The following is a 21471-nucleotide window of genomic DNA, read 5'->3' as shown; positions in this document are numbered from 1 at the left end:
GGCGGGCAGAGGAAGAGGTGACGGGTATGGAGCGCAAGCAGTTCGAGCTGGGCGATGTGGTCCAGATGAAGAAGCCCCATCCGTGCGGGACGAACGAGATGGAAGTCATCCGCATGGGCATGGATATCCGGATCAAGTGCGTCGGCTGCAAGCATAGCGTCTTGATTCCGCGGGCGAAATTCGAGAAGAACCTGAAAAAGGTGCTTCGGGCGGCGGCGGAGCGGGAAAATGCGGATGGCGAGACGGCTTCTTCCTAGCCGCTCGAAAAAGACTTGCATGATCGCCAGATCCATGATATGATCTATCATGCTGCGGAAAGGTACCCAAGTGGCCCAAGGGGGCTGACTCGAAATCAGCTAGGCGTCTCACGGCGTGCGTGGGTTCGAATCCCACCCTTTCCGCCACCCACAGCCAAACAGCCAGCGGCTCTCGTCGAGAGCCGCTTTTTTCATGCCTGCCGCCTGCATACGGAAGGGAACAAGCAGGTCGAAAAACAAAAGCCCAGCCGGGATGGCTGGGCTTTTGCTGACGGCGCTTAATGGGCTGCAAGATCAATCAAGCTGCACTCCTCATTGAATCGTACGGAAAGCCGCCCGGCTTCAACTGTCGAAAGACTTTTGAGCCTGCTGCGGCGAAGGCCTTAAAGACAATCGTCTTTGGCGCAACCCCTCGCTTCTCTGCGTTCGTGAACATGAATGCTTGGCTGTGTCTGTGCCCTTGCGCTTGTTACGGCCAACGGAACCACACCCTCATCTTGTCGCGCCGTCGAGGATAGTATGGCCGGGACCGGCGCGATTATGCGCCGCATGCCGAATTCGGCTTCAGCTCAGTCCTTCGGCATTTTGACCCAGACCCGATTGTGGTTCGAGTTTTTCGGGAAATGCTGGCCTTTCTTGAGGGAGATCTTTTTCGGATGGGAGATGCCCATATGGAAGGAATCCTCTCCCGCCTCCATGTACCAGCCGTCGTTCGGCGCTTTGAAGCCCGCTACAAACTTGGTCCGCTCGCCCATGTCGCGCTTCTCCACCTTCAGCTAGGAATTCGGCCGCCGCGGACGCGCCAGGCAGGCGCAGGCCCAGCGTACGGGCCTGGCGCCTGCCTGGCATCCCTCGAGGCCGGACGCTTAGTGTCTGCCGCGCGGAAACGAATCATCAGCGGGAATTTTTCGCACGCATAGTGCTCGGAAGCACGCGAGCGGCGTCCGGCGATGCCGCCAGCCGTATCGTCGGCATGCTGCAGCGAGGATGATCGCGCAGCGAGGCTTCGTCAAGCCTTCGTCATTCCTCGTCAGGCTTGCGTCAGTCTTCGTCAGCCTTGCGTCGGACAGGCTGTTCTGGTATAGTAGGTTGGTATGCGAGTTAATCCTCGCTCCTTGCTCTTTCATCCGCAAGGATGAGAAGGGCCGCTTAGTCCAAGAGGAGGTGAATCAAAGTGCGCAAATACGAATTGATGTACATCATTCGTCCGGAGACGGAGCAAGAAGCAGTTCAAGCTCTCGTCGAAAAATTCAATGGCATCATCGCGAATGGCGGAGAAGTTACCAAGTCCGACGTTCTCGGCAAGCGCCGTCTTGCGTATGAGATCAACAAGATCCGTGACGGGATCTATGTTCTTGTCCACTTTACGGGTCCGTCCGAAGTGGTCAACGAGCTGGACCGCGTCATCAAGATCACGGATGACGTCATCCGTTTCCTGATCGTCAAAGACGTAGCGTAAGCCAAGACTCAGCTGACTTGGGAGGTGCGTATCGATGTTGAACCGTGTCATTCTGATCGGCAGGCTCACCCGAGATCCGGAGCTTCGCTATACCCCTTCGGGAGTTGCGGTCACGCAATTCACGCTGGCGGTGGATCGGCCCTTCAACAGCCAATCCGGCGAGCGCGAGGCCGATTTCATTCCGATCGTCACCTGGAGGCAGCTTGCCGAAACCTGTGCCAATTACTTGCGCAAAGGTCGTCTGGCAGCAGTCGAAGGACGGATGCAAGTCCGGAACTACGAGAACAACGAAGGCAAGCGCGTCTACGTGACGGAAATCATTGCCGACAACGTTCGGTTCCTGGAGTCCGGAAACCGTGAAAACGCTCCGCGTGAGGAAGGCTCTTACAGCGGCGGCGGAAGCAGCGGCAACAGCGGCGGCGGAAATTACGGCGGCGGCAACGGAGGCTATGGCGGTGGCGGCGGCCAATCGGGCGGCGGAAGCCAAGGCGGAGGTTCCTACGGGGGCAATCGCGGCGGCGGTGGTTCTTCGAACAGCCGGGATCCATTCTCGGATGACGGACGTCCGATCGACATCTCCGAAGATGATTTGCCATTTTAAAGGAAAGGACGGATAGACCATGGGATTCAAGCAAAGAGAAGACGGCGGCGAGCGCCCAGAGCGCAAGTTCCGCAAAGGCGGCCGCAACAAGCGCCGTAAAGTCTGCTACTTCACCGTGAACAAAATCAAGCATATTGATTACAAGGACACGGATCTGCTTCGCAAGTTCATCAGCGAGCGCGGCAAAATTCTGCCACGTCGTGTGACGGGCACAAGCGCGAAATTTCAGCGTGCTCTGACGGTTGCGATCAAACGCTCCCGCCAAGTAGCCCTGCTGCCATATACGACGGACAACTAGGCCGTCAAGACGAACCGGCATCCGTCGTCCTCGACGGCGATGCGGGCCTCGTTCCGAGCAAGCAGCTCTTCCACTTCCGGGAGGGCTGCTTTTTTGCGTTTGGGTGCAGGCGAAGCATGAGCATGACGGACGAGGGCGTAAAAAAACCACCTGCCCTGCGGCAGGTGGTGGCGAGAATCGTGCATAGGGGATCAAGAGGAGGAAGGCTCTCCGTTCAGCTCGGCTTGAGCCTGCGCGGCCTGGGCTTCCGCCGAGGAGATCTCGTCCTCGGTATGGATGATGAGCTCGATCTTGCGGATGCGGTTTTTGGTCGCCTCGCGGATGATGAACGTGAGGTTCTCATAATCATGCTGCACGCCGACCTTGGGCGACTGGAGGCGGGTGTACAGCCAGCCGCCGACGGTATCGGTATCCTCGTTGTCGAAGTTGTGTCCCGACAGCTGGCCCAGCTCGTCGAGCGAGACCTTGCCGTCGAGCAGGTAGCAGTTCTCCTCAAGCTTCTCGATCTCGCGGCGCTCGTCCTCGTCGAACTCGTCACGGATCTCGCCGACGATCTCCTCGAGGATATCCTCGATCGTGATCAGGCCGGACGTGCCGCCGTACTCGTCCACCAAAATGGCGATATGGACGCGCTCGAGCTGCATGCGCTTGAGCAGCTGCTTGACCGGGATGCTCTCCGGCACGGACACGACGGGATGGATCAGATCCTTGAAGTTGAACTCCTTGTCCTCCTGATACGTCAGGAAGAGCTGCTTCGTGTTGATCATGCCGACAATATTGTCCTTGCTCTCGGTGGCGACCGGGAAGCGGGTATATTGCTCCTTTTGGATGACCGCCAGGTTCTCCTCGCGGCTGTGGTTCGTGTACAGGCACACCATGTCGGTGCGGGGAACCATGATCTCGCGGGCGACCATCTCGTCGAAGGCGAAGATGCGGCTCACATAGCCATACTCGGTATTGTTGATCTTGCCGCTCTGCAGGCTCTCGCTGAGGATGATCTGGATCTCTTCCTCGGAGTGCGCGTTCTCATGCTCGCTGACGGCGCGCAGGCCGAACAGGCGGATGAGGGCGTTGGCGGAGCCGTTGAGCAGCCAGATGAACGGATAAAGGATGCGGTGGAACCAGATGATCGGCTTCGCTACGAGGAAGCTGATGAATTCGGCTTTCTGGATGGCCCACGACTTTGGCGCGAGCTCGCCGACGACGACGTGCAAGTACGTGACGACCAGAAACGCGATCAGAAAGGACAGAAGTCCGGCCAGGCTGTCGTTCAGATGGAATTGGTGAAAGAGTGGTTCCAGGATCCGCTCCATCGTCGGCTCGCCGAGCCAGCCGAGTCCGAGAGCGGTGATGGTGATCCCGAGCTGGCAGGCGGATAGGTATCCGTCCAGGTTGCTCGTCACTTTCTGCACGGCCAACGAGCCTTTGCGTCCTTCGACGACGAGCTGATTCACGCGGCTCGGCCGTATCCGGATGATGGCGAACTCCGTCGCCACGAAAAAGGCGGTCAGAAAAATCAGCAGTGCGACCAAAGCCAAATTCAAGCCTATACTGTCCATTCTAAATCATCGACATCCTTTACCTATGAAATGAGTTCTTTTGAACCAGTATAACGAACCTATCGCCTGTCCATCAACTGTTTCAAAGCCTTTGTCTGACGGTATAAGGCTGTGGGAGCCGAAGAGAGCGGCTCAATCGGCGTTTTTCTCCTTCATGCCAGTCTTTACAGCCGCATGAGGGGGACTTATGATAGGTTCATATGAACTTGATACCCTGGAACGGAAGGAGGAAAACGGCATGGAAGCCTTTATGCTGACTCGGCGCCAGATGGCGGAGCTGCTGCTCTCGCTCTGCGGACGCCGGGCGGAGAGCCCGATCCAGATCGTTCAGGACGCATGGCGCAAGGAGCATCGCGATCAGGTGGATTCCGGCAAGGCGCTGCCGGCTTTCCTCTCGACGGATTGGCCGGCGGTGCTGGAGAAGCTGATCAAGGGGCAGGGCATCAAGGGCGTCTCGCTGCAGGAGGCGGCGACGCTCGGCGCAAGGGTCGAATATTCGTCCTTGTCGATCACGGCCATGCAGAATTGGGTGAAGCGGGATTTCAAGCCGTTCTTCGAGTCGCCCAAGGCCGGAAAAAAATACTCGCTCGAGCAGGCGGCGCTGCTTTATATCATCGACGATCTCAAGGCGAGCCTCGATTTCGAGTCGATCCGCCAGCTGTTCGAACGTCTTTTCGGCTGCGGCGAGGACGGCCGGTGCCGGCCGCTGCTCGGGGCGCTGGAATTCTATCTGGCCTATTCCTCGATTTTTGAGGATATGGACGCCGACGGAGACCAGATCCTCGACAGCGGGCCCGCTCTGACCGGCTACGGGGCGGCTCCGCTGGAGACTCGGGTCCGGGATGCCGCCAAGGCCTATCTCGACGGCCTCGAGCGGCTGAGCGAGCTGGAGCGCGTCACGCTGGAAAATATGCTGCTGATCGCCGTCTTTTCGGTGCAGGCCGCGTATTTCCATGCGCTCACCCGGCGGTACTGCAATGCGACGCTCTTCCTGCATTAATCTTCTTGTAACTATTTTTTAAGGATACTCGTCTACACTTAGGCTAAACTAAATGAATCTATTCGACCGATAGAAAGGAACTTTTTCCGATGAAGCCAAAAAAATCGCGCGCCCGGAAGGCATGGACATGGACGGCATCCGTCCTGGCGCTGCTGCTCGTACTCGGAGCGGCGGGATATTATAACCGCACGACGCTGGCGCTGTGGGGCTTTGATCTTTTCCTCGCGAAGGACGTGGAGAAGCAGCTTGAGAAATCCTACAAGCCGACCGTCGACAGCAAGCCGAAGCCGCCGGCGGCCGAGCAGATCAAGTATACGCAGGCCGATCCATACTCGGTGCTGCTGCTGGGCGTGGACGCCCGCGACGCGGAGCAGGGACGTTCGGACACGATCATGTACACCGTCATCCGGCCGAAGGAAGGCGCGATCCTCATGGTGTCGATCCCGCGGGATACGTATGCGGAGCTCGTCGGCAGGGACCGCGAGGACAAGATCAACCATGCCTACGCCTTCGGCGGAGCCAAGATGGCCATCGATACGGTGGAGAACCTGCTGGGCAGCGAGGTCGATTATTATGCGGCCGTCAACTTCAATGGATTCAAGAACCTGATCGACGCCATGGGAGGCATCTCCCTGCCGATCGAGGAGGATATCGTCAACAAGGATCCCGGCCATGAGAAGTTCACGATCAAGGCCGGACAGGACAAATACATGGGCCAGGACGCGCTCAACTTCGTCCGCTACCGCGAGGACGCGGGCGGCGACGTCAGCCGCACGGAGCGCCAGCAGACGTTCGTCGAGTCGATCATGGACGAAGCGTCGAGCATGTCCTCCTGGTCCAAAATTCCGGAGTACGTCGGCATCATGGGCGAGAACTTCGCCACGGACATTCCTCCGAGCGAGATGATCGAGATGGCCAAGGCGATGATGCAGGGCAAAAACCGCTCCATCTATACGCATACGCTCAAAGGCGAGGGCGGAAAGCTCGCCAGCAACGGCGCCTGGTATTACTTTGCCGACGAAGAGGATGTCGCCAAGAGCAAGACGCTCATCGAGGATTGGATGAATCCGGCCAAATCGCTGGCGGAGCTGACTGGAACCGGAGCGTCGGCTGCGGATAAGCAGGATGTCGCGGGCAGCGGCAAAGATCGGGAAGTGTCCACGGCCTCGGCCGGCGCGGACGAGTAAGCTTTCCCGCTAGAGAATGGAGTGCAGGCCAAGATGAACATTGCGTTTTTCCTTCTTCCCAAAGCGGAAGTCATCACGCTCACGCAGGAAGCGACGCTGCGGCAGACGCTGGAGAAGATGGAGCATCATCGCTACACGGCGGTGCCGATCCTCGACGACAAGGGCGGCTACGCGGCTACCGTCACCGAGGGCGATCTGCTCTGGTTCATGAAGAACGAGAACCTCAGCTTCGAGCAGACGCATCGCGTCAGCCTCTCCGAGGTGCCGATGCGCGTGCGGCTGAAGCCGGTGCGCATCGACGCCAACATGGAGGACCTGATCTCGCTGGCCAAGATGCAGAACTTCGTGCCGGTCGTGGACGACATGAACCGGTTCATCGGCATCGTCCGCCGGAGCGACATCATCGATTATTGCGCCAAGGGCCTTTTCCGGGGCAAGGAAGAGACGGCCGCCGTAAAGGAATAGCGCAGAACCGGATTTCCGCATCGGCGGAAAACCGGTTTTTTTCGTTTCGGCAGCGCCGTCCAAGGCGCCTTCCGCTCGCTTGCCGGCCTTGGATTTGTGGTATAATGGGTGGTAAAGCTTCTGGCCGGCCATGCCTAGGTCGGGCCAAGAGGAATCGCAGATTTGAGGTGAACGGGCTTTTGAAAACCGATGGGAAATCCATCCTCTGGAGCGTCGCCGCTCTCTTGCTGCTGCTCTCGATCGGAGTGCCGCTGCTGAACGTTCTGACCATCGCCTTGCTGATGGTTCCATATGTCGTGCTCTACACGACGCTTTCCAAGCGCATGTTCGCCGCCCATTTGATTCCGGTGTGGCTGATCGTCTATCTCGTGGCCGGACCGGCTCCGCTGATCGTCGGCCTGTTCTTTCTCGTGCCCTCGATCGTCATGGGCCATTATTACCGTACCGGCAAGCCCGTACGCTCGCGGATGACCGCGGTGCTCGTCAGCCTCGTCGCGATCGTGCTGCTCGAGCTGGTGCTGTTCGATCTCGTGCTGGACCTGTCGGTCATCGGCGCGCTGCAGGACCAGCTGCGCTCGGCTGCGAGCCGGGTCGCGAGCGAAGGGGTCATGAAGGACCTGTGGACGGCCGACATGGTCGACCAGCTCGTCGATTCCACCGTGCAGGTCATACCGCAGGCGCTGCTGCTGTCGGCCTTCCTGCTGACGGCGGTCGCCCAGTACGGATCGAGGATCGCGCTGCGCGCCTACGGCCTGCATCCGGCCGGCATGCCGCCCGCCCGCGAGTGGCGGGTGCCGCGCATTCTCGTGACGTATTACCTGATCGCGCTGCTGCTCCAGCTGATCGTGCCGGCGGGAGACAGCTCGTTTCTGACGACGGCGGTGGCCAATCTCGTTCCGCTGCTGCGGTTCGTCTTCACCGTCCAGACGATCGGCTTCTTTTTCTTCCTGGCGCATCAGAAGCGCTGGCCGAAGGGCGTGCCGGCCTTCATCGGATTTCTCGTGCTGCTGTTCCCGCCCCTCAGTCTGATCGGCGTGCTGGACGCGGCGTTTCCGATCCGCAAGTCGTTCCAGAAACCTTGAACAGGGGCGTGACTTATGCCTAGGAATCTACTCAAGCGCTGGCATGGCATGCACGGGATCGCATGGGCGGCCGCCCTCGTCCTGATCGCCGCGGCGCTGATGGCCTACAATCTGGCTCTGGGCATCGCGGGACTGGTGCTGGCGGCCGGCTGCGGCTTCTACACGTACCTGGCGGAGAGGGCGTTCCGCCGCGAGTTCAAGAACTATCTCGGGACGATGTCCTACCGCATCAAAAAAGTCGGGAGCGAGGTCATCCACGAGCTGCCTTTGGGCATTATTCTTTTCAATGATGAGCGCGTCGTGGAATGGCATAATCCGTTCGTAGCGAGCATGATGGAGGAGGAGTCGGTCATCGGCGTGCCGCTGATGGAGCTGTTCCCGACGCTGGCGCAGGCCAAGGACCGGCCCGGCAAGATGGAGATCGCGATCGGAGCCGACATCTACGAGCTGCTCTATCGTCCGGCGGAAAAGCTGCTGTACGTGCGCGACATCACGGAGATGTGGCAGCTCTCCAAGCAGTACGAGGAAGAGAAGCCGGCGCTCGGCATCGTCTTCATCGACAACCTCGACGAGGTGACCCAGTCGATGGACGATCAGCAGCGCACGACGCTGCTCTCCCGCGTCACGTCCGAGATTACGGAATGGTCGCAGCGCGAGAACCTGTATCTCAAGCGGCTCAACTCCGACCGGTTCCTGCTCATCACCGATCAGCAGGCGCTGCGCCAGCTTGAGCTGTCCAAGTTCATCATCCTCGACGAAGTGCGGGAGATGACCGGCGACCTCAAGATTCCGATGACGCTGAGCATCGGCTTCGCGGCCGGGGCGTCCAGCATTCAGGAGCTCGGCCAGTGGGCGCAGGTCAGCCTCGACATGGCGCTTGGCCGCGGCGGCGATCAGGCGGCGGTCAAGGTCGGCGAGCGGACCAGCTTCTACGGCGGCAAGTCCAACGCCGTCGAGAAGCGGACGCGGGTGCGGGCGCGCGTCGTCGCGCATGCGCTGCGGGACATGATCCGCGAGAGCGAGAAGGTCGTCATCGTCGGGCACAAGATGCCGGACATGGATGCGATCGGAGCCGCCGTCGGCGTGGCCAAGATGGCGTCCCATCTCGGCAAGGAAGCGTACATCGTGCTCGAGGGAATCAATCCCGCGATCCAGAAGATGATGGAGATGATCAAGGAGGACGAGCGGCTGTACCGCCGCTTCATCTCGCCGGAGCAGAGCCTCGCGCTCGTCGACGGCCGCACGCTCGTCGTCGTCGTCGACACGCACAAGGCTTCGATGCTCAAGGAGCCCCGGATTCTCAGCCAGACCGGTCGGGTCGTCGTCGTCGACCATCACCGCCGGGGCGAGGAGTTCATCAGCCACGCGGTGCTCGTCTACATGGAGCCGTACGCCTCGTCGGCATGCGAGCTCGTGACGGAGCTGCTCCAATATATCCATGACCGCCTCGTGCTCGACATCCGCGAGGCGACGGTGCTGCTCGCGGGCATCACCGTTGACACGAAGAGCTTCGCGCTGCGGACCGGCGCGCGCACGTTCGAAGCGGCCTCGTTCTTGAGGCGCAACGGAGCGGACACCGCGATGGTGCAGCGGATGCTCAAGGAGGATCTGGAGGAATATCTCAAGAAAGCCGACATCATCAAGCATGCCGAAGTGCTGTACGGCCATGTCGCGCTGGCGGTGACGGAGCCGGGCAAGCGCTACTCGCAGCTGCTGATCGCGCAGTCGGCCGATACGCTGCTCAACATGACGGGCATCTACGCATCGTTCGTCATCGGCGAGCGCCAGGACGGCCTCGTCGGCATCAGCGCCCGCTCGCTGGGCCAGATGAACGTGCAGGTCGTCATGGAGCGCATGGGCGGAGGCGGCCATTTGACCAACGCCGCCTGCCAGCAGGAGGGCAGCGTCCAGGATGTCGAAGAGAAGCTGAAGCGCGTGCTGCAGCAAATTCATGAGGAAGAGGGGTTGTTCGAATGAAGGTCATCTTTTTGCAGGATGTAAAGGGACAGGGCAAACGCGGCGAGGTCAAGGAAGTATCGGAAGGGTACGTCCGCAACTTCCTGCTGCCGAAAGGCCTCGTAAAACCGGCGGAAGCAGGCAACATCAAGACGCTGGAGATGCAGAAGGCGTCGGAGGAGAAGCGCAAGGCTCAGGAGAAGGCCGACGCCGAGGCGCTGGCCGCCAAGCTGGAGCAGGTCACCGTCGTCGTCCGGACGAAGGCCGGCGAAGGGGGCCGGCTGTTCGGCGCGATCACGACCAAGCAGATCGCCGAGGCGCTGGAGAAGCAGGAGGGCATCAAGCTCGACAAACGCAAGCTCGAGCTGCCGGAGCCGATCCGCTCGCTCGGCTTCACGAATCTGGACGTCAAGCTGCACCCGCAGGTTAAGGGCAAGCTGAAGGTCCAGGCGGCCGAAGAATGAGAACGGAGGCGCAGGCGGGATGAGTCAAGACGGCTTGATGTTCGACCGGGTCCCCCCTCAAAATCTCGAAGCCGAGCAGGCCGTGCTGGGCGCCGTCCTGCTGCAGGCCGAAGCGCTGATCACGGCGATGGAAAAAGTCCGCCCCGAGGACTTCTACCTGAGCTCGCATCAGCTCGTCTTCGAGGCGATGATCGAGCTTGGCGAGAACAATCAGCCGATCGACCTCGTGACGCTCACCGCCTATCTGAGCGACCGTTCGCAGCTGGAGGAGGTCGGCGGCGTCAGCTACCTGGCCAAGCTGGCGAGCGTCGTGCCGACGGCGGCCAACGTGGAGCACTACGCCCAGATCGTCGAGGAGAAGTCGATGCTGCGGCGCCTGATCCGCACGGCGACGACGATCGTCTCCGACGGCTATGGGGCGACGGACGACATCGGCCTCATGCTCAGCGAGGCGGAGCAGCGCATCATGGAGATCGCCAACCGGCGCTCCAGCAGCGGCTTCGTCTCCATCCGCGACGTGCTGATGGAAGTGTTCGAGCGCGTCGAGTTCCTTTATACGAACAAAGGCGGATCGACGGGAATTCCGTCGGGCTTCGTCGATCTCGACAAGATGACGAGCGGCTTCCAGCGCAGTGACCTCATCATCGTGGCCGCGCGTCCATCTGTCGGCAAGACGGCGTTCGCGCTAAACATCGCCCAGAACGTCGGCGTGCGCGCCCGCGAGACAGTGGCGATCTTCTCGCTCGAGATGAGCGCGGCGCAGCTCGTGCAGCGTATGGTGTGCGCGGAGTCCAACGTCGACGCCGGCCGCATGCGGACGGGCTTCCTCGAGGGCGACGACTGGGAAAAGCTGACGATGGCGATCGGCGCCTTGTCCGAGGCGGAGATCTATATCGACGATACGCCGGGCATCACGGTCAGCGACATCCGCGCCAAATGCCGGCGGCTCAAGAAGGAGCGCAACCTCGGCATGATCCTGATCGACTACCTGCAGCTCATCCAGGGCCGCGGCAAGGCCGGGGAGAACCGCCAGCAGGAGGTTTCCGAGATCTCCCGTACGCTCAAGCAGATCGCGCGCGAGCTCGAGGTGCCGGTCATCGCGCTGTCGCAGCTGAGCCGGGGCGTCGAGCAGCGTCAGGACAAGCGGCCGATGATGAGCGACCTTCGCGAATCCGGCTCGATCGAGCAGGACGCCGACATCGTCGCGTTCCTGTACCGGGACGACTATTACGACAAGGAAACCGAGAAGAAGAACATCATCGAGATCATCATCGCCAAGCAGCGTAACGGTCCCGTAGGCACGGTGGAGCTCGCTTTCCTCAAGAATTTCAATAAATTTGTTAGCTTGGATCGAACTCACGAGCCCGCATCTTAGGCTCGAGAGTTCGATCAGTCGTACTCACGAGCCCGCATCATAGGCTCGTGAGTACGATCAGTCGAACTCATGAGCCCGCATCATAAACTCGTGAGTTCGATCAGTCGTACTCACGAGCCAGCATCATAAATGAGTACGATCAGTCGTACTCATGAGCCGGCATCATAGGCACTCGATCCAACCGGCCGGTCCTTCTGGACCCGGCCGGTTTTTTCGCTTCTCTCGCTGCCGGGGCCGCATGCGGACCGAAAAACGTCTATTTTCCGAACAATGATTCTTCCCTAATAAGGATTGTTCGCCTTTCTAGTTGACATGCCATGGCAGGGCTGATACACTGGGATTGCTGCTTTCGGACCGCCTCCGTACTTGCGCGTGGTAACGTGTCACAGCGCCGTATGGCATTCCGGGCGGATGAGAACGCTAAAAGCAGCAAATTCCAAGCAAGCAAAGCGGAGGTATGATCATGTCTACGGTTGTTGTTGTCGGCACGCAGTGGGGAGACGAAGGAAAAGGCAAGATTACCGACTATCTGGCCGACGGCGCGGAAGTGGTCGCCCGTTATCAAGGCGGCAACAACGCCGGTCACACCATTCTCATCGACAACAAGAAATACAAGCTGACGATGATTCCATCCGGCATTTTCAATCATAATAAAACCTGCGTCATCGGCAACGGGATGGTCATCAATCCGGCTGCCCTGCTCGACGAGATCGACTATATCCACGAAAACGGCTTCTCCACCGAGAACCTGAAAATCAGCGACCGCGCGCATGTCATCATGCCGTACCATCTCGTGCTCGACGGGCTCGAAGAGGACAGCAAGGGCGACAACAAGATCGGCACGACGCGGAAGGGCATCGGCCCTTGTTACATGGACAAAGCTGCCCGCAACGGCATCCGCATCGCCGATCTGATGGACGCGGAGGAGTTCGAGAGCAAGCTGCGCCGCCTCGTCGCCGAGAAGAACCATGTCATCCAGCAAGTGTACAGCGGCGAGACGCTGGACGCCGACGCCATCCTGGCGGACTACCTCAAGTATGCGGAGCGCCTGCGTCCGTACGTGACGGACACCTCGGTCGTCCTGAACGACGCGATCGACACCGGCAAGCGCGTGTTGTTCGAGGGCGCGCAGGGCGTCATGCTCGACATCGACCAAGGCACTTATCCGTACGTCACGTCGTCCAATCCGACGGCTGGCGGCGTGTGCATCGGCTCGGGCGTCGGCCCGTCCAAAATCCAGCAGGTCATCGGCGTCGCCAAAGCCTATACGACCCGCGTCGGCGACGGCCCGTTCCCGACCGAGCTGCATGACGCCATCGGCGACCAGATCCGCGAGACCGGCCATGAATACGGCACCGTAACGGGCCGTCCGCGCCGCGTCGGCTGGTTCGACACGGTCGTCGTCCGCCACGCCCGCCGCGTCAGCGGCATCACCGGGCTGTCGCTCAACTCGCTCGACGTCATGACCGGCCTCGAGACGGTCAAGATCTGCACCGGCTACAAGCTGCGCGGCGAGATCATCGAGCACTACCCGGCCAGCCTCAAGCTGCTTTCCGAATGCGAGGCCGTCTACGAGGAGCTCCCAGGCTGGAACGAGGACATCTCCGGCGCCAAGACGCTGGACGACCTGCCGGCCAATACGCGCCGCTACGTCGAGCGCGTCTCCGAGCTGACGGGCATCCCGATCGCGATCTTCTCCGTCGGCCGCAACCGCGAGCAGACGAATCCGGTCCGTCCGATCTACGAATAGGCCGCTTCGGCCGAGCCGCTGCTTCCCTACCGGAAGCGGCGGCTCTTTTTGTTCCGGAAAAATAGAGAGAATGCGTCGCAGCGCCCTTGCCCATACTGATAGAGAGCAGCAGAGCGAGGGAGGAGGACTCATTCCATGAACATGAAAAAGACGGCCGCCTGGCTCGGAAAGCTGGCGGCGGGCGCGCTGCTCGTAAGCGTGCTGTCGATCTGGACGACCGGGTATATCGTGACCAGCTACGTGGAGGTGCTGCTGAAGCAGTTCCACATCCCGCTGCAGATGCAGCCGATGTCGATGAGCGGGGTATGGGGGGCGTTGTGGGGAGCCGATTCGGCGGCCGAGCCGGCCTTTGCGCCGACAGGCCCACCGGAGCCGTCGCCGTCTCCAGCCGGCGAGGCGACACCTGCGCCTCAAGGCGGCAGCGGCGATGGAGATCCGGCGGCTGGCGGAATTCCGGCCGATCCGTCGGCGACCGACGGGGGAGCGCAGGATCCGGCCTGGCAGCCGGAAGGGTCGGAAGCTCCGGACGTCAGCGGGCCGTCTTCGTCCGGCTGGCCAGAAAGCGGAGGCGGCTCCTCCGGCACCGGCGGAGCCGACGGGCTTTCCGGCGCCGGCGGCCTGGACGACGGCTGGCCGTCCGGGCAAGCGGAGCCGGGAGCGACGGGACCCTCTTCGGGGGGCCCGCAGCCGTCGTCCTCTCCCGTTCCCAGTCCGGGAGCGGAAGAGACCGATCCGGCGGTATCCGGGACGAGTCCGGCGCCATCCCCAGGCAGTCGGAGCGAGCCGGATGCCCTTCCTTCCTGGAAAATGCAGCCGCAGAACATGTAGGCGAAAGGATAAGTAATCCTTTAGAATACTCAGTATTGCTAAAGTCGAACGCCTCCGTTTCGGAGGCGTTTTCGGCTTGACCGCTTCCCCTGCTGAAGCCCGACCCCAGGCTGCGCCAAGCTCATGCAAAGCATCCCCCAATTATGGAAGCGGATTCGCAGGCAAGGGTTCCATAACCGATTGCCGCAAAGCCTGCCTCCCGGCTCGATCGTCTAGAAATCAGCGCCTGTCGCATCCTGTCGATCAATTCTGAAAAAAGTTTAATCCGCTGTGGCCGAGAAGCGGTTGAACGGGCAAAACGGGCTATGGTAAAGTAAGAAACGAATTCTTCCTCAGGGGAGGATTCGTCGTTTTTTGCCGACGGCGGCTGCCGGAGGCGAAAAGCACGGGGAACGAAGCCGAAGCAAGCGAGCATACGACAGAAGGAGCACACCTTGAAGATGATTGCTTTTAAGCCGAACGAGCACCCCTCGAATCCATCTTTTCCGGACCCGCCCTCGCAAAGGCGCTGGATCCGAATCCTCCTGATCACCGCGGTCGCGATCGCAGTCCTCGCTGTCGCAGCGACGATCGGAACGAAGCAATATATCAACGCCCACACGTACAGTTACTATAAGGTGCTGCTCGACGGACAAGCCGTCGGCACCGTCGAGGATCCGGCTCAGGTCGACGAGCTCGTCGAGAGCGAGACGGCCAAGCTCAAGCAGTCGTACCCGAATCTGGAGATGAAGCTTCATACCGGCGTCATTTCCTACGAGGAGGTGCGGGAGTACAAGGGCGAGCCGCAGACGCAGGCGGCGCTGGACAAGCTGGCCTCCTCCTTCACGTCGACCGCGGTCGGCACGGAGGTGATCGTCGGCGGCAAGGTCATCGGCGTCGTGAAAAACGAGGCGACCGCCAAGGCGGTGCTCAAGCAGCTGCAGGACAAGTATGCTCCGCCGTCCCGCATGAAGAGCGCGCAGCCGCAGGTGACGACGCTGTCCACCGCGACCAAGGCGGCGGCCGCTCCGGTGAACCGCATCAGCGGCGTCAAGTTCGCCGAGGAGGTCAAGGTCGAGCCGACCGAGCTCGATCCGTCCGAGGTGCTCGGCCAGGACCAGCTGCTGCGCCTGCTGAGCGGCGGCACGGAGACCGCGACCAAGTACACGGTGCAGCCCGGCGACTGCGTCGGCTGCATCGCCGCGAAATTCGACATTTCGCCCGAGGTCATCTATAAGAACAACCCGTCGATCCAGGACGACCTCATCAAGGCGGGCGACGTCATCGACCTGACCGTGCAGAAGCCGGCGATCAACGTCGTCACGACGGAGAGCCAGTCGGAGATCATCACGACCGAGCCGCAGGTCATCATCCAGAACAAGGCGACGCTCAAGAAGGGCGAGTCCAAGGTGATCCAGGAAGGCCAGGCGGGCTCGAAGCGGCTCACCTACGCCGTCGTCAAGCAGAACGGCTACAAGATGAGCGAGGAGCTCGTCAGCATCGACGTCCTCGCGAAGTCGGTGCCGAAGATCATCGTGCGCGGCACGAAGGTCGTCGGCGAGGGCAGCGGCACGTTCAGCTACCCGGTCTCCGGCGCCCGCATCACGAGCACGTACGGCACCCGCTGGGGCCGGCTGCACAAGGGCATCGACCTGGTCGGCTCGAGCACGATCAAGGCGGCCGACGAGGGCGTCGTCGAATTCGCCGGCACGAAGAGCGGCTACGGCAACGTCGTCATCGTCAACCACCGCAACGGCTACAAGACGCTGTACGGCCATCTGCGAAGCATCTCGGTCGGCGTCGGCGATACGCTCGAGCGCGGCGAGAAGCTCGGCGTCATGGGCAATACGGGACGCTCGACCGGCACGCATCTGCATTTTGAGATCTACAAGAACGGCGCCCTGCAGAATCCGTTGAAATACCTGTAAGCAGCACTCCTTTTTTCTTATCGCGAGCGCGGCCTTCCGAGGCCGCGCTTTTTTGATGCTCGGGGCCTCGAAGGGCCGGACCCGAAGCGGAGCGCCTGCCGGCTGTGGTAAACTAAGGAGAAAGAAGGCGGCGCTCCGCAGGCAGGGGGCAGGGGCTGCAGCGAGGAAGGGAGCGGACGGCAACGATGCAGGGCAAAATTCTCGTGGTCGACGACGAGCGGCCGATAGCGGACATATTGAAGTTCAACCTGGAGAAGGAAGGCTATGAGGTCATCTGCGCCTTCGACGGCGGAGAAGCGGTGAGGGCGGCCTTCGAGGAGGAGCCGGACCTGATCCTGCTCGACCTCATGCTGCCGGTCAAGGACGGCATGGACGTCTGCCGCGAGGTGCGGACCCGGCTGCAGACGCCGATCATCATGCTTACGGCCAAGGACACGGAGATCGACAAGGTGCTCGGCCTGGAGCTTGGCGCCGACGATTACGTGACGAAGCCGTTCGGCACGCGGGAGCTGCTGGCGCGCGTGAAGGCGCATCTGCGCCGCACGCAGAAGACGCGCGAGGCGCTGGCCGCCGGCGCGGCGCAAGGCGCGGCCGAGGCGGAGCCGGACAAGCAGGGGCTGAAGCTGTTCAACCTGTTCATCGATACGGACATGTACGTCGTCTACAAGGACGAGCAGCCGCTCGACCTGACGCATCGCGAGTATGAGCTCGTCTACTACCTCGCCCGCCACAGCGGCAAGGTAATGACCCGCGAGCATCTGCTGCAGGCGGTATGGGGCTTCGAATACTTCGGCGACGTGCGCACGGTCGACGTGACGATCCGCCGGCTGCGGGAGAAGATCGAGGACGACCCGAGCCGACCGGAGTACATCCTGACGAGGCGCGGCCTCGGCTATCTGATGCGCAATCCGAAGCAGGGAGGACTGGGCGGCGGATGAAGGGCAGGCGCTGGTTCAGCACGATCCAAGTCAAGCTGATCGCGATCTACATGCTGCTCATCCTGATTTCGATCCAGCTGATCGCGGTCTATTTTGTCAGCACGGTCAAAAGCTCGCTCACCGACACGTTCACGAACAGCCTCAACGACCAGGCGCGCGCGCTCGCGGTGCTCGCCGCGGACAAGCTGTCCGAGGGCTCGCTCGCCGGCGGCGAAGCCGAGGAAGGCGCGATCTCGCTGTCCGACTACGTGAACAGCCTGTTCAGCCGCACCGGCGCGGAGCTGCAGGTGCTCGACTCGAGCGGGCGCGTGCTGGCGACGTCGGACGCGTACAGCGCCTACATCGGCAAGAAGAACACGTCGCTCATGGTGAGCCAGGCGCTGCAGGGCATCCCGGACAACGAGCAGGACATCCTCGACGAGGACAACGTGCGCAAGAAGATCATCACCCAGCCGATCCAATCGCCGGACAACCGCGTCATCGGAGCGGTCTACATCGTCGCCGGCATGACCGAGGTCAACGCCACGGTCGACCGGGTCAACCAGATCTTCGTCTCCGGCACGCTGATCGCGCTCGGCTTGACCGGCGTGCTCGGCATCGTGCTGGCGCATACGATCACGAGCCCGATCAAGGGGCTGACCCGTCAGGCGGAGGCGGTCGCCGAGGGACGCTTCGACCAGCAGGTGCCGGTGCTCGCGGACGACGAGATCGGACGGCTGAGCGAGGCGTTCAACGAGATGACGCAGCGGCTGCGGGAGGCGCTGTCGGTCAACGAGGAGGAGAACGAGAAGCTGCAGTCGGTCCTCTCCAACATGAGCGACGGCGTCATCGCGGCTGACGAGCGCGGCACGGTGATGGTGTCCAACCGCCGCGCGCTGGAGCTGCTCGGCGTCGACCAGTGCGAGGGCAGCCCGCTGACCGACGTGCTGGAGCTGCCGCAGGAGCGGCTCGAGGCGCTGCGCGCCTCGCGCGGCCTCGCCGCCGTGCTCGTCAAGGAGTCGCCGGACGGCGAGGAGCGCTGGGTGCTGCGCGTCACGCTCAGCCCGATCCACCGCCGCGACCGCGGCATCACCGGCACGATCGCGTTGCTGCAGGACATCACCGAGCAGGAGAAGCTGGACCAGTCGCGGCGCGAGTTCGTGGCCAACGTCTCGCATGAGCTGCGCACGCCGCTGACGACGATCCGCAGCTATGCCGAGGCGCTCGGCGACGGAGCGCTCGCGGAGCCGCAGCTGGCGGACCGCTTCGTCGGCGTCATCCGCAACGAGACCGAGCGGATGATCCGGCTCGTCACCGACCTGCTGCATCTGTCGCGGCTCGACTCCCAGCAGTCGACGCTGCGCCGCCGCGATACCGACATCGCCGAGATGCTCGACGAGGTGGCGGACCGGTTCTCGGTGCAGATGCGCAAAAAAGGCATCCGCGCCGTCGTCCAGGTCGACCGGCGCGTCGGCAAGGCCGTGCTCGACCGGGATCAGATCGATCAGGTGCTGGACAATCTGATGTCCAACGCGATCAAGTACACGCTCGAGGGCGGGCGCATCGAGCTGTCGGCCGGCCTGCAGGATAGCGGGGCGCTGGCCGTCAGCGTCAAGGACTCCGGCATCGGCATTCCGAAGCGCGACCTTGCCCGCATCTTCGACCGCTTCTATCGGGTCGACAAGGCCCGCTCGCGAGAGATGGGCGGCACCGGCCTCGGGCTTTCGATTGCCCGGGAAATGATCAAGGCGCACGGAGGCGCGATTACGCTGGAGTCCGAGCTGGATGTAGGCACGACGGTGACGTTCATCCTGCCGCAGCCGCAGCAGAAGGGGGAGCAGCCGACATGAAGGAAAGGCTCAAGACGATCGCGCTCGCAGCCCTCGTCGCCCTCAGCCTCGTGCAGAGCTACATGCTCGCCTACAGCACGCCGGGCGCGGCCGTGCGCACCGCGCAAAACTACGTCAGCACCGAGCAGATGGGGCAGGCGAGCAAGACGGAGGAGACGCTGTTCCCCGAGCAGCTCGTCCTGCACTTCGGCAACGGCAGCCACACGGTGCTCAATCCCGGCGACCTGCCGTTCTACAACCTCATCATGAGCAAGCTCAAGGGACGGGAGTTCCGCGGCTTCCAGCGGATGGCCGATACGGTCGTGCGCTGGAGCGAGATCCGCGACAACAACCTCGGCCTCGAGCTGCGGCTCGGCAGCGGCTTGCCGGTGACGCTGCTGTCGCGGATGCTGCAACTCGACAGCAGCGACGAGAGCTTCCTCGGCGATACGGTCGACCGCATCTGGATCTTCCGCAGCAGCAGCACGGAGGAGGTGCGGACCTTCTTCTTCAGCGCGGGCGGCGGCGTCGTCTACGAGGCGACTCAGGCCGACTTGACCGTGCGGGACGTCGAGGACGACGTCGGCCTCGGCGAATACTGGACGCCGTACGAGCCGGACGCCTACGGGCTGTACGTGCCCCGGCAGCCGGTGGAGGCGGCGCAAGCGCGGATCGGCTATCAGTCGTACTCGGCCGATCTGCTGCAGCGCAACCTGTTCATCGATCCCGGCACGACACGCATGATCAAGGACCGGGACGGCTCCCAGGTGTACACGGACGGCAAAAGGGCGCTCCAGGTCGAGCAGAACGGCCAATGGATCAGCTACACCGATCCGGCCGCGCCGCTGAGCGGCAGCGGGCAAGCGCGCAGCAACCCGGCCGGCAGCATGAGCAGCGCCATGCAGTTCGTGAACCAGCATGGCGGCTGGGACGGCTTGCATCAGCTCGTCTCGCTGGGCGGCGCGGACGCGGCGGCGGGCGGATCGGCGGGGCAGACGCCCCGGCCGGGCCAGGGAACGGCGGAGGAGCAGCATGCGCTGCTGTTCCGGCAGTATTTCCGCTTCGGCGAAAATCGCGTCCTGCCGGTCGTCCCTTCGGCGGACTTCCGGTTCGGCTTCATCCGGCTTACGGTGCAGCAAGGCTCCGTAACGACCTATGAGCGCTCGCTCATCACGCTCAACCCGTCGCCCGCGCAAAAGTCGGCCCGCTGGCTGCCGGGCGGGCAGCGTCTCGACCAGTCGCTCGCGGCCTATTCGAGGCGCTCCGAAATCGAGGCGCTCTATCCGGCGGTCAAGGCGGAGCAGGCCGAGGACGGCCAGCTGCGCTTCCTGCCGGTGTGGGCGGTGCGTCTGACGGACGGCACGGAGGAGGCGCTGGCCGGGCCGCTTGAGGAAGGCTTCGACGGCTCCGCCTTGCCGCGTGAGAATCTGTCGGCGCTCGGCGAAGCCACGAACGGCGGCGAAGCCGGCGCGGCGCCGACTCCATCGCCGCCGCAAGGCGACGGAGCGGCGCGCGAAGAGGAAGGAGGAGCGGCCCGTGGATTGGGGTAGAGCGAAGAGCGTATTGATCCTGGCGTTTCTGCTGCTCAACCTGCTGCTCGGCTATCAGCTGTGGGGCGATGTGCGGGAGCGCGTGCAGCCGAGAAGCAACTCGGCCGAGCTGTCGCCGGAGACGCTGGCGGCGCTGAAGGCGAAGCGCGTCGCGTTCTCCGGCGTCATCCCGAAGGAGACGCCGGAGCTGCATGACCTGACGTACCGGTACGTCGGACGGGCGGGAGCGCCGGCGTCTGACGCCGAATCGGCTGGCGCAGGGTCGAAGGCTGGCGCTGCGGAAAGCGGCGCAGGCGCGGAGCAGCCGGACGGCGGCGTCGCGGAGCCGGAAGGCATCACGCCGCTCGAGACGCCGGTGGACAGCCGCGTCGTCTTCCGGCGGGAGGAGCTGCTCAAGGCGCTGGGAGGAGTCATCCCGGAGCTGGACCGGTATGAGCTGGACACGCTGGGCCTCGACGACCGCAAGTTCGTGCTGTACCGGATGGAGGCTGGCCGGCCGATGTTCAACGTGCGGCTGGAGCTGTACTACAGCGACCAGCGCATCACCGGCTACCGCCAGGACCGGATCGAGCTGCTGCCGGCGGACGAGGGCCAGCGGCCGCAGCCGGTGCTGCCGGCTTCGCGGGCGATCCGCCCGGAGGTCGTCGAGAAGTACATGCCGGACGGAGCCGCGATCAAGGAGATCCGGCTCGGCTACAAGGAAGGCCAACGGTTCGATTCGGAGACGCAGGTGTCGACGCCGTCCTGGCGCATCCTGATGGAGGACGGCAGCTCGATCTATCTGCAGGCGTCCAGCGGGGAAGTGCTGATCGACAAGCCGGAGCCGTCGCCGGCATCGGGGGGCTAGCGGAACCGCCGGCAGGCGGAGCCTCTTTCCGATTCCAAAGGCGGTTTTGGCTGCTATCCTCAAAACAAAATGGCCGTCCCCTGGTCCGCGAGACGGACCGGTCGGGACGGCTCCTTTTTTCTAGCGAAATTTCCAGCACA

General features: G+C 62.4%; 20 protein-coding genes and 1 tRNA gene. 19 read left to right on the top strand and 2 right to left on the bottom strand.

What is annotated here, in order from left to right:
• The first annotated feature begins 26 nt into the window (after nucleotides 1–26).
• Together NYE40_RS24260 and NYE40_RS24255 are read left to right on the top strand one after the other, a co-directional pair.
• Nucleotides 27–257, top strand: coding sequence for a DUF951 domain-containing protein (locus NYE40_RS24260; RefSeq protein WP_028598016.1), 231 nt, complete (start codon nucleotides 27–29; stop codon nucleotides 255–257).
• 56 nt (nucleotides 258–313) lie between these two features.
• Nucleotides 314–404, top strand: a tRNA-Ser gene (locus NYE40_RS24255).
• Nucleotides 405–826: 422 nt separating this feature from the next.
• On the opposite strand, the gene NYE40_RS24250 is transcribed toward NYE40_RS24255, so the two are convergent.
• Nucleotides 827–1012 (bottom strand): YjzC family protein, encoded by a 186-nt coding sequence (locus NYE40_RS24250; RefSeq protein ID WP_028598017.1) that lies wholly within the window; start codon nucleotides 1010–1012, stop codon nucleotides 827–829.
• Between the two features lie 419 nt (nucleotides 1013–1431).
• Between NYE40_RS24250 and rpsF the strand changes: the two genes are divergently transcribed.
• Genes rpsF through rpsR form a run of 3 tightly spaced genes read left to right on the top strand, consistent with a single transcriptional unit; the run spans nucleotide 1432 to nucleotide 2615 of the window.
• Nucleotides 1432–1716 carry a 30S ribosomal protein S6 gene (gene rpsF, locus NYE40_RS24245; protein WP_028598018.1) on the top strand — a complete coding sequence of 95 codons (285 nt, stop codon included), beginning with the start codon at nucleotides 1432–1434 and terminating at the stop codon, nucleotides 1714–1716.
• A 34-nt stretch (nucleotides 1717–1750) separates the two neighbouring features.
• Nucleotides 1751–2317, top strand: a complete 567-nt coding sequence (gene ssb, locus NYE40_RS24240; protein WP_028598019.1) for a single-stranded DNA-binding protein — start codon at nucleotides 1751–1753, stop codon at nucleotides 2315–2317.
• Nucleotides 2318–2336: 19 nt separating this feature from the next.
• Entirely contained in the window at nucleotides 2337–2615 is a 279-nt protein-coding gene (gene rpsR / locus NYE40_RS24235; RefSeq protein WP_028598020.1) for a 30S ribosomal protein S18, read from the top strand.
• Between the two features lie 191 nt (nucleotides 2616–2806).
• Here the strand turns inward: rpsR and NYE40_RS24230 are convergent, their stop codons facing one another.
• Nucleotides 2807–4174 carry a hemolysin family protein gene (locus NYE40_RS24230; RefSeq protein WP_339279137.1) on the bottom strand — a complete coding sequence of 456 codons (1368 nt, stop codon included), beginning with the start codon at nucleotides 4172–4174 and terminating at the stop codon, nucleotides 2807–2809.
• Nucleotides 4175–4412: 238 nt separating this feature from the next.
• Here NYE40_RS24230 and NYE40_RS24225 point away from each other — a divergent pair, with 238 nt between their 5' ends.
• The 14 genes from NYE40_RS24225 (at nucleotide 4413) to yycI (ending at nucleotide 21331) form a co-directional block, all read left to right on the top strand.
• Nucleotides 4413–5174, top strand: coding sequence for a DUF1836 domain-containing protein (locus tag NYE40_RS24225; protein WP_028598022.1), 762 nt, complete (start codon nucleotides 4413–4415; stop codon nucleotides 5172–5174).
• Nucleotides 5175–5263: 89 nt separating this feature from the next.
• Complete coding sequence (locus tag NYE40_RS24220) at nucleotides 5264–6361, top strand: LCP family protein (RefSeq protein ID WP_084136792.1); 1098 nt, start codon at nucleotides 5264–5266, stop codon at nucleotides 6359–6361.
• Between the two features lie 33 nt (nucleotides 6362–6394).
• Nucleotides 6395–6826, top strand: a complete 432-nt coding sequence (locus NYE40_RS24215; protein ID WP_028598023.1) for a CBS domain-containing protein — start codon at nucleotides 6395–6397, stop codon at nucleotides 6824–6826.
• Between the two features lie 179 nt (nucleotides 6827–7005).
• Nucleotides 7006–7908, top strand: a complete 903-nt coding sequence (locus NYE40_RS24210) for a DUF2232 domain-containing protein (RefSeq protein WP_028598024.1) — start codon at nucleotides 7006–7008, stop codon at nucleotides 7906–7908.
• A 15-nt stretch (nucleotides 7909–7923) separates the two neighbouring features.
• Nucleotides 7924–9885 (top strand): DHH family phosphoesterase, encoded by a 1962-nt coding sequence (locus tag NYE40_RS24205; RefSeq protein ID WP_339279136.1) that lies wholly within the window; start codon nucleotides 7924–7926, stop codon nucleotides 9883–9885.
• Nucleotides 9882–10328, top strand: a complete 447-nt coding sequence (rplI, locus tag NYE40_RS24200; protein WP_028598026.1) for a 50S ribosomal protein L9 — start codon at nucleotides 9882–9884, stop codon at nucleotides 10326–10328. The genes NYE40_RS24205 and rplI overlap by 4 nt, the downstream gene beginning before the upstream one ends.
• A 19-nt stretch (nucleotides 10329–10347) precedes the next feature.
• A complete protein-coding gene (gene dnaB, locus NYE40_RS24195) occupies nucleotides 10348–11703 on the top strand; it encodes a replicative DNA helicase (RefSeq protein ID WP_194843487.1) in 1356 nt (451 codons plus the stop codon).
• A gap of 463 nt (nucleotides 11704–12166) precedes the next feature.
• Nucleotides 12167–13453 carry an adenylosuccinate synthase gene (locus tag NYE40_RS24190; RefSeq protein ID WP_028598028.1) on the top strand — a complete coding sequence of 429 codons (1287 nt, stop codon included), beginning with the start codon at nucleotides 12167–12169 and terminating at the stop codon, nucleotides 13451–13453.
• Between the two features lie 135 nt (nucleotides 13454–13588).
• Entirely contained in the window at nucleotides 13589–14281 is a 693-nt protein-coding gene (locus NYE40_RS24185) for a hypothetical protein (protein WP_028598029.1), read from the top strand.
• A 440-nt stretch (nucleotides 14282–14721) separates the two neighbouring features.
• On the top strand, nucleotides 14722–16188 hold the full coding sequence (locus NYE40_RS24180) for a M23 family metallopeptidase (RefSeq protein WP_052333046.1): 1467 nt from the start codon (nucleotides 14722–14724) through the stop codon (nucleotides 16186–16188).
• A 185-nt stretch (nucleotides 16189–16373) separates the two neighbouring features.
• The gene (gene yycF, locus NYE40_RS24175; protein ID WP_028598030.1) at nucleotides 16374–17126 is read left to right on the top strand and encodes a response regulator YycF; all 753 of its coding nucleotides are present in this window, start codon (nucleotides 16374–16376) and stop codon (nucleotides 17124–17126) included.
• Entirely contained in the window at nucleotides 17123–18955 is a 1833-nt protein-coding gene (gene walK / locus NYE40_RS24170) for a cell wall metabolism sensor histidine kinase WalK (protein WP_028598031.1), read from the top strand. Before yycF ends, walK begins: the two co-directional genes overlap by 4 nt.
• A complete protein-coding gene (gene yycH, locus NYE40_RS24165) occupies nucleotides 18952–20484 on the top strand; it encodes a two-component system activity regulator YycH (protein ID WP_339279135.1) in 1533 nt (510 codons plus the stop codon). The genes walK and yycH overlap by 4 nt, the downstream gene beginning before the upstream one ends.
• Nucleotides 20471–21331, top strand: coding sequence for a two-component system regulatory protein YycI (gene yycI, locus NYE40_RS24160; protein ID WP_339279134.1), 861 nt, complete (start codon nucleotides 20471–20473; stop codon nucleotides 21329–21331). Before yycH ends, yycI begins: the two co-directional genes overlap by 14 nt.
• Nucleotides 21332–21471: the final 140 nt, after the last annotated feature.

Origin of the sequence: Paenibacillus sp. FSL W8-1187 (assembly GCF_037965485.1) — a bacterium.
GTDB classification, from domain to species: domain Bacteria; phylum Bacillota; class Bacilli; order Paenibacillales; family Paenibacillaceae; genus Paenibacillus_O; species Paenibacillus_O pasadenensis.
The sequence above is the reverse complement of the archived record's forward strand: the minus strand, read 5'-3'. Positions and strand labels throughout refer to the sequence as shown.

What these genes read in the sequence shown, in the direction of transcription:
- NYE40_RS24260 (WP_028598016.1), top strand. Translation starts at nt 27, where the DNA reads ATGGAGCGCAAGCAGTTCGAGCTGGGCGATGTGGTCCAGATGAAGAAG.
- NYE40_RS24250 (WP_028598017.1), bottom strand. Translation starts at nt 1,012, where the DNA reads ATGGGCGAGCGGACCAAGTTTGTAGCGGGCTTCAAAGCGCCGAACGAC.
- ssb (WP_028598019.1), top strand. Translation starts at nt 1,751, where the DNA reads ATGTTGAACCGTGTCATTCTGATCGGCAGGCTCACCCGAGATCCGGAG.
- rpsR (WP_028598020.1), top strand. Translation starts at nt 2,337, where the DNA reads ATGGGATTCAAGCAAAGAGAAGACGGCGGCGAGCGCCCAGAGCGCAAG.
- NYE40_RS24230 (WP_339279137.1), bottom strand. Translation starts at nt 4,174, where the DNA reads ATGGACAGTATAGGCTTGAATTTGGCTTTGGTCGCACTGCTGATTTTT.
- NYE40_RS24225 (WP_028598022.1), top strand. Translation starts at nt 4,413, where the DNA reads ATGGAAGCCTTTATGCTGACTCGGCGCCAGATGGCGGAGCTGCTGCTC.
- NYE40_RS24220 (WP_084136792.1), top strand. Translation starts at nt 5,264, where the DNA reads ATGAAGCCAAAAAAATCGCGCGCCCGGAAGGCATGGACATGGACGGCA.
- NYE40_RS24215 (WP_028598023.1), top strand. Translation starts at nt 6,395, where the DNA reads ATGAACATTGCGTTTTTCCTTCTTCCCAAAGCGGAAGTCATCACGCTC.
- NYE40_RS24205 (WP_339279136.1), top strand. Translation starts at nt 7,924, where the DNA reads ATGCCTAGGAATCTACTCAAGCGCTGGCATGGCATGCACGGGATCGCA.
- rplI (WP_028598026.1), top strand. Translation starts at nt 9,882, where the DNA reads ATGAAGGTCATCTTTTTGCAGGATGTAAAGGGACAGGGCAAACGCGGC.
- dnaB (WP_194843487.1), top strand. Translation starts at nt 10,348, where the DNA reads ATGAGTCAAGACGGCTTGATGTTCGACCGGGTCCCCCCTCAAAATCTC.
- NYE40_RS24190 (WP_028598028.1), top strand. Translation starts at nt 12,167, where the DNA reads ATGTCTACGGTTGTTGTTGTCGGCACGCAGTGGGGAGACGAAGGAAAA.
- NYE40_RS24185 (WP_028598029.1), top strand. Translation starts at nt 13,589, where the DNA reads ATGAACATGAAAAAGACGGCCGCCTGGCTCGGAAAGCTGGCGGCGGGC.
- NYE40_RS24180 (WP_052333046.1), top strand. Translation starts at nt 14,722, where the DNA reads ATGATTGCTTTTAAGCCGAACGAGCACCCCTCGAATCCATCTTTTCCG.
- yycF (WP_028598030.1), top strand. Translation starts at nt 16,374, where the DNA reads ATGCAGGGCAAAATTCTCGTGGTCGACGACGAGCGGCCGATAGCGGAC.
- walK (WP_028598031.1), top strand. Translation starts at nt 17,123, where the DNA reads ATGAAGGGCAGGCGCTGGTTCAGCACGATCCAAGTCAAGCTGATCGCG.
- yycH (WP_339279135.1), top strand. Translation starts at nt 18,952, where the DNA reads ATGAAGGAAAGGCTCAAGACGATCGCGCTCGCAGCCCTCGTCGCCCTC.